Genomic DNA, 3,147 nt, shown 5'->3' on the forward strand with positions numbered 1-3,147 from the left:
GTAAAGAGCGACTAAAGTCGCTACTACGGGGTATTTTTAGGAGGGATATTTAGTTATGTTGAAATTTAGAACATTGCGTCATTGATCGCTTGCATTGTCTCTCGACCGGGGCGTAATTCTTTTTCCGTTAATCGGTTTAGCGGGGTATCTGTCAGGTTTAAGATATCAATCAACGAAGGGCGATCCGGGTCAACATAGATCAGCCCAGTCAGCAGATAGTTGCCTGCTCTTGCCTCCTCCAGTACTTGAACGGCGGCCATACGGTCGGTGGGATCATAGTCTTTTTCCAACTTCTTAAGGCGGATAATTGAACCATCGTGCATGGTCACATCCTGAGAGGTTCCCTCTTCAAAATCTTCAATGGTGATCTCGTCGCGTGCAGGAATAAAAGTCATATCATGCAGGCTGGAGTAGTGTTCACGACCCCAGGCGTAGGAATGACGTGAGGAGTCCTGATTATTGAATGTGACACAGGGGCTGATAATATCGAGAATGGCTGTTCCGTTATGACCCATGGCGGCTTTGATCAGGGTCTTGACCTGTTTTGGGTCACCGGCAAAGGAGCGCGCGACAAAGGTTGCATTGGATGCCATGGCTTCAATGCAGATGTCGATCGCATCGAACTCGTTGATGCCCTGTTTTTTTAGTGCCAACCCAGCCTCAGACGTGGCTGAAAGCTGGCCTTTGGTCAGTCCGTAGGTACCGTTGTTTGCAATAATATATGCCAGGGGGACATTCCGTCGGATAATATGCTTAAATTGCCCCATGCCGATGCTGACGGAGTCTCCGTCTCCACTCATGGCGATACCGGTTAATGTTGTGTCGCCCAGCATTGCTCCGGTAGCGATAGCAGGCATACGTCCGTGGAGGCTGTTAAATCCAAATGTGCGTTCGAGCATATAGGTCGGAGCCTTACTGGAACAGCCGATTCCACTGAATTTAACCAGATCTTCGGGAGCGATATCCATTTCATAGCAGGCAGAAATGATCTGGCTGAGAATGGAATTGTGACCACACCCCTGACAAAGTGTTGTGGGAGCGCCTTTGTAATCGCCTTTTGATAGACCAATTAGATTTGTTTTAGCCATGATTTTTTTCCTCCATCGCCAGAATGTCATTTTTGATCCATTCGGCCGTAAGAGATAAACCGTTGTTCAATGTAGACGAGAAGAGGGTATTGGCTGAATATGGGACTTCAAGCCTGAGGATCTCCTCTAATTGTCCATCACGGTTCATTTCAACAACATAGTTCTTTTCGTGTTTGCGGATGAATTTTTTAACGGTCTCTGTGATTGGCAAAGCCCGCAAGCGCAGGTAATCTGTTTTTAGCCCGGTTTTTGCGAGCAGGTCGCGCGCTTCTTCTATGGCAGAGTCAGTTGAGCCAAAACCAATGATACCGACATTGGCATTATTGGTTTCGTCAACAATGGCGTCGGGAACAAAATGCCGAACCGTCTCATATTTTAGATTCAAGCGGTCCATCGTTTCCAACCAGACATCAGGATCTTCGCTATATTTGGCAAAGTTATCATGTCCGGTTCCGCGTGCAAAATAGGCGCTGCTAATCTGACGATTGCCGGCAACGGTTCTATAAGGAATACCATCACCGTCAACATCCCTGTAACGCCCCCACTTGCCATGTTTTTCTTCAAAGGCTTCAAAGTCTTCTTCCCAGAGGAGTTTGCCTCGATCCATCGGTTCATCTGGATATTCAAAAGGCTCGCTCATCCACTGGTTCTCGCCCAGATCAAGATCACTGAGCACCATGATGGGGGTTTGCGCCCTATCTGCCATATCTAAAGCTTTCCAACCAAACTCAAAGCATTCTTTGACTGTGCCTGGAAGCAGGACAATATGCTTGGTGTCGCCATGGCTTAGTGACATGGCCTGTTTTAAGTCACCCTGGGATGTTCGGGTGGGGAGACCGGTACTGGGACCCATGCGCTGGATATTCCAGATGACCACAGGCGTTTCGGAGAAATAAGCCAGCCCAACGAATTCGCCCATCAAACTGATCCCGGGTCCCGAGGTGGATGTCATTGAGCGCAGCCCGGAAAAGGCTGCGCCGATTGCAATCCCGACCGCCGCCAGTTCATCTTCTGCCTGTATGACAGCATAGGTGTGTTTGCCATCTTTTGTATTCCGTAATTCAGGTAAGTATGAATTCATCATTTCGACCAGGCTGGTTGCTGGAGTAATAGGATACCAGCCGACAGCCTGAACGCCGCCATAAATGGATCCCAGCGCAGCCGCAGTATTGCCATTTGTCAAAATGAGACCATCGGTTTTGTTCATCGGCTCGATGTAGAACGGGTCGGTCTTTTCAAGATTCTCAGCTGCCCAGGTCGCACTGGCTTCAATCACGCCCATATTTATGGAGACGGGCTTTTCTTTTCCTTTGAAATGAAAATCAAGCGCCATTTTAATCTTTTCAATCTCTATACCCAGAACTTGAGCCACTATGCCGACGTAGACCATATTGGCAACCATCGAACGCAAATTGGTGGGAATCTCCGCATCTTTGACGATATTCTTGACATCCATTGGATAAACGGTAATGTCATCGCGCTCGATCGGCATCTTGATCGAGTTGTCATAAAAGAAAACACCACCGGAGATTACATCTTTCAGGTCGCGCTCGAAGGAATCTGGATTCATTGCAACTACGATCTCGTGTTCATCCCTGCTGGCAGTATAGCCCTCCTTGCTCAGGCGAATGGTATACCAGGTGGGTAATCCCTGGATATTGGATGGAAACATATTTTTCCCGGTAACCGGAATGCCCATCTTAAACAGGGCTCGCAAGATCGTCAGGTTTGATGTTTGACTTCCGGACCCATTGGATGTTCCAACGGTAATTGAAAAATCATTGATATTTTTATTTGTCATAGCTTCCTCATTTGAAATTTTGTGGATTGGGTCTCGCTGCAATCAACTCGGTATGGTCCATCAAAAATTGGTGTGCAGTTTTCTATTCACCACGTTCAATTGCATCAATCATATCGGAGTGGTACGTCCATACATTTGTTAAATAGATATAGTCAGTAAATACGTTTAGTTCAACGGCCTCGTAAGCCTCCCAATATGCTTCCAATATTCCAGTAACAAAAATATTATTCAAGCGACGATAAATCAGCAAATGCAGAT

General features: G+C 47.0%; 2 protein-coding genes. Both read right to left on the reverse strand.

Annotated elements, in window-relative coordinates; genetic code table 11:
- Nucleotides 1–65: 65 nt before the first annotated feature.
- On the reverse strand, nt 66–1,088 hold the full coding sequence (locus AC3DOM_RS17030) for a 2-oxoacid:ferredoxin oxidoreductase subunit beta (protein ID WP_487920231.1): 1,023 nt from the start codon (nt 1,086–1,088) through the stop codon (nt 66–68).
- Nucleotides 1,081–2,889, reverse strand: a complete 1,809-nt coding sequence (locus tag AC3DOM_RS17035; protein ID WP_487920232.1) for a 2-oxoacid:acceptor oxidoreductase subunit alpha — start codon at nt 2,887–2,889, stop codon at nt 1,081–1,083. The genes AC3DOM_RS17030 and AC3DOM_RS17035 overlap by 8 nt, the downstream gene beginning before the upstream one ends.
- Between the last annotated feature and the right edge of the window lie 258 nt (nt 2,890–3,147).

This window comes from Candidatus Desulfolinea nitratireducens (assembly GCF_982879505.1).

Excerpts from the sequence above, each read along its gene's own strand:
- AC3DOM_RS17035 (WP_487920232.1), bottom strand. The coding sequence starts at position 2,889 with ATGACAAATAAAAATATCAATGATTTTTCAATTACCGTTGGAACATCC.
- AC3DOM_RS17030 (WP_487920231.1), bottom strand. The coding sequence starts at position 1,088 with ATGGCTAAAACAAATCTAATTGGTCTATCAAAAGGCGATTACAAAGGC.